At 61.7% G+C, this 4,202-nt stretch carries 3 protein-coding genes and 1 pseudogene; 1 reads left to right on the forward strand and 3 read right to left on the reverse strand.

Features of this window, described 5'->3' with window-relative positions:
* A partial coding sequence (locus AC1D1X_RS16925) for a DUF3885 domain-containing protein (RefSeq protein WP_477698714.1) occupies positions 1-579 on the forward strand: 579 nt, incomplete at its 5' end.
* 41 nt (positions 580-620) lie between these two features.
* Here the strand turns inward: AC1D1X_RS16925 and AC1D1X_RS16930 are convergent.
* The 3 genes and pseudogenes from AC1D1X_RS16930 to AC1D1X_RS16940 all read right to left on the reverse strand — a co-directional run.
* Positions 621-2,531 carry a propionate--CoA ligase gene (locus tag AC1D1X_RS16930; RefSeq protein ID WP_477669323.1) on the reverse strand — a complete coding sequence of 637 codons (1,911 nt, stop codon included), beginning with the start codon at positions 2,529-2,531 and terminating at the stop codon, positions 621-623.
* Between the two features lie 34 nt (positions 2,532-2,565).
* Entirely contained in the window at positions 2,566-3,543 is a 978-nt protein-coding gene (gene acuI / locus AC1D1X_RS16935) for an acrylyl-CoA reductase (NADPH) (protein WP_477669322.1), read from the reverse strand.
* 391 nt (positions 3,544-3,934) lie between these two features.
* A pseudogene (locus tag AC1D1X_RS16940) lies at positions 3,935-4,202 on the reverse strand (DUF4440 domain-containing protein); the annotation flags it as partial.

Consider the following 4,202-nt stretch of genomic DNA (forward strand, 5'->3'; position numbering starts at 1 on the left):
GTCCAACTTAAGTCCAGCATGAATCCAGATCACGTTCTGCGCGCATGGAAGACCGCATTTCCGCACGCAAGCCCCGCGGGCTTCCTCTGCCGCCAGGCGATCCCACTGCGGTGGGTCCGAATACACAGCCTACCGGAGGCAAAGCGATATGCCGACTCCGACAAAGAGCGAATGGAAGTACTTCGCCGCTACAACGAAACAGCGCAAGAACTTCTGGGGCAAGACAGTAATTGCGTGCTGTTTGCAACCCAGTTCGGTGAAAAGCGATCATGGGATCCGGATGAGCAAGGCCCGCTCGACCAGCTTCCGCTCACCCACGTGATGGCCGATAGCGAAGAAGACGATGCAATGCAGTTCGTTGCGGCCAACATTACCTGGCGATCTGGAGACTTCGACCTGCTGTTAAGCGCGGTAGCTGATGACAAAACCGGCCCCGTTCTAATTTTCAATCCGGAGCGCCAAACAGCGTTTGCGCCCTACGATGGCGGCGCCGATCTATTCTTCAAATCTGAGGAAGATGCTCACCGAACCAGGCAGATGTTTCAATCCTGGTTGTCAGATCGCCCTGACGGTCTTTGAATACGGGCTAGAACGCCCGCAAACGCCCCCGCACTGCGGCCTTACCCTGCCACCCGATCCCGAATCTGCTGCAACGCCGCCGGGTCATCCATCGTCGTTAAATCCCCCGGGTCCCTGCCCTCGCACACSGCCTGGATCGCGCGGCGCAGCATCTTGCCGCTGCGGGTCTTGGGCAAGGCTGAAACGAAGTGCACGCGTGACGGTCGGGCGACAGCCCCCAAATCGCCATCCACGCGCTTCATGATCTCGCCTTCGAGCTTCATGGCCGCCGCCTTGTCGGCCAGCACGTTCGCATCCTTGGGCACAGCAAAAGCCATGGCGACCTGGCCCTTGAGCTGATCGGCCACGCCGATCACCGCCACCTCGGCGACGCCGGCATGGCCTGAAATGCTTTCTTCAATCTCGCGCGTGCCCAGGCGGTGGCCTGCGACATTGATGACGTCGTCGGTGCGGCCCAGGATGAAGTAGTAACCGTCTTCGTCGCGTATGCCCCAGTCGAAAGTGCTGTAGACCTGCTTGCCGGGCACGCTCTTCCAGTAGGTGTTGACGAAGCGCGCGTCGTCCTTCCAGATGGTTTGCATGAAGCCGGGCGGCGTCGGGCCTTCAATGACGACCACGCCTTTTTCATGGGGTTGCGTCAGCTCTTCGCCGGTGGACTCGTGCAGGATCTTGACCTTGTAGCCGTACATGGGCACGCCGGGGCTGCCGAACTTGCTGGCCTTCTTTTCAACGCCGTTGGCAATCGTGATGATGGGCCAGCCGGATTCGGTCTGCCAGTAGTTGTCGATGATGGGCACGTTCAGGCCTTCGCTGATCCAGCGGGCTGTCGGCTCATCGAGCGGTTCGCCGGCCAGGAAGAAGGCACGCAGGCTTGAGAGGTCGTGTTTTTTGAGCAGGGCCGGGTCCTGCTTTTTGAGTACGCGCACCGCGGTGGGCGCGCTGAACATGCCGGTGACCTTGTACTTTTCCACCAGGCTCCACCAGATGGCGCCGTTGGGTTGCTTGTCCATGCCTTGCGTGGGCAGGCCTTCATACATGATGGTGGCCATGCCGGCAATCAGCGGGCCGTAGATGATGTAGCTGTGGCCTACGACCCAGCCGATGTCGCTGGTCGAAAAGTAGGTTTCGCCCGCGCGGCCGTCAAAGATGTGCTTCATGCTGGCGGCCAGCGCCACGGCATAACCGCCGGTGTCGCGCTGCACGCCCTTGGGCTTGCCGGTGGTTCCGCTGGTGTAGATGGTGTAGCTGATGGCGGCGGAGTCCAGCCACACGCAGTGCACCAGCGCGTGCATGTACTTGGCGCGCAAGGTCTCCCAATGCAAATCGCGCCCGGCCACGATGGACATGGGCGCCAGGCCGCGGTCAACCAGCAGCACGGCTTCAGGCTGGTGTTTTGACAGGCGAATGGCTTCGTCGAGCAGCGGCTTGTACGCCACCACCTTGCCGCCGCGCGAGCCGGCGTCGGCGCTGATGATCACGCGCGGCGTGGCGTCGTCGATGCGCGAAGCCAGTGAGCCGCTGGCAAAGCCGCCGAACACCACGCAGTGGATGGCGCCTATGCGCGCGCAGGCCAGCATGGCAAAGGCGGCCTCGGCAATCATGGGCATGTAGATGAGCACGCGGTCGCCCTTGACCACGCCCATGGCCAGCAGGCTGGCGGCCATGCGCTGCACCTCGGCGTGCAGCTCGGCGAAGGTATAGGTTTTTTCAATACCGGTTTCGCTGGAGACATAAATCAGCGCGGGCTGGTCTGGCCGGTCTTTCAGGTGCCGGTCTACCGCGTTGTGGCACAGGTTGGTTTGCCCGCCCTCAAACCACTGGGCAAACGGCGGATTGTCGTCGTTGCAGACGCGGGTGAAGGGCTTGTGCCAGTCGATCAGTTGGGCCTGCTCGGTCCAGAAGGCCTCGGGCTGGTCGATGGACTGGCGATAAAAGTCTGCGTAGCTCGTCATGTCTCGTCTCCGTTTTTGCTTTTTGAATTCATGCTCAGATTTTGACAACGATGCGGCCGCGCACCTTGCCCGACATCAAGTCGGCGGCCTTTTCTACCGCTTTCGCCATCGAAATCTCTTCCACCATGGCCTCGAGCCTGGCAGTGTCCAGGTCTTTTGCCAACCGGTCCCAGGCCTGCTGGCGTTTGGCCAGGGGCGCCATCACGCTGTCGATGCCAGTCAGTGTGACGCTGCGCAGGATRAACGGCATCACCGTCGCCGGGAAATCCGCGCCCTGCGCGAGCCCGCAGGCCGTGACCACACCGCCATAGCGCGTCTGCGCACAGGCATTGGCCAGCGTGTGCGAGCCGACGGCGTCCACCACCGCGGCCCAGCGCTCTTTTTGCAACGGCTTGCCGGGGGCAGACAGCTCGGCCCGATCGATCACGCTGCTGGCGCCCAGTTGCCTCAGATAGGCTTCCTCACTGGCCTTGCCGGTGGCGGCCACCACGGTATAGCCCAGCTTGCCCAGCAAGGCAACGGCCACGCTGCCCACGCCACCGGTCGCGCCCGTCACCAGCACCTCGCCGTCGCCGGGTTTGGCGCCGTGCGCCTCCAGCGCCATCACGCTGAGCATGGCGGTGTAGCCCGCCGTGCCAATCGCCATGGTCTGGCGGGTGGTGAAGGCTGCCGGCAACTTCACGAGCCAGTCGCCCTGCAAACGCGCCCGCTCGGCCATCAGGCCCCAGCGCGTTTCACCCAGGCCCCAGCCGTTGTGCACAAAGCGGTCGCCGGCTTTCCAGCCGGGGTGGCTCGATTCCAGAACAGTGCCCGCGCCGTCAATGCCCGCCACCATGGGCCAGCTGCGCACCACCGGCCCCTTGTTGGTAATGGCCAGACCGTCCTTGTAGTTGAGGGTGGAGTACTCGACCTGCGCCAGCACGTCGCCCGCCGGAAGCTGGGCCTCGTCGGTGTCGGTGATGGCCGCTGAAAAGCCGGCGTCGGACTTGGTGAGCAGAAGTGACTTGAACACGGCGTTGTCTCCGGATGGGTTGTTGTCTCAAGGCCAGAAACACTGGAAAACCCGCGAAACTGAATTCTTAATTATGGATAATGGGCTTTCAGGAGGCTGACGATGCCCTTGGCACTCCGGAATTTGCTATTGTTTTAATAGCTGCTTGCGCCCGCCCCTATTGGCCTGCAGCTACTTTCCGTGCCTGAATAACGTGTATTTTGCCCTCCCGGGACCTGTTTTAGGCGCTTTTGGACTGCTTTTGGGCCTCAGGGGAACGCCTGAAGGCAGATTTTGCCGTTTTTTCAGAACAAAATTAGCCCGCAAGCCAATAAGGACCGGCGCGAGCAGCTACTCTTTTAATAGCACAAGACTCGACCGATAGAAGATGTTCTGTCAGCTCTAGACTGCGCTAGCCGCGCAAGATCGCCTCACCGGTCCGCGGGTTCACAAGGGTCACATTTTCGAGCGCCCGGATGCGCCAGATATCGTCCTGCCTCGTCAGCACGTCAATGATCAGTGTGTCCACTACGTGGAGGCCGGCCGGGTGGCTGGCGCCGGCAGCCAGGCGGCTCCAGAAATGGATGACCGCCGCCCCGTCTGCAATATGGGTGATATCGATGAGTTCGTTCTGGAGCGTGGAGTCGCGATAGATCGTTTCGTGAATGGGAACGTGCAGT

It is taken from the genome of Polaromonas sp. P1_G4 (assembly GCF_056405475.1).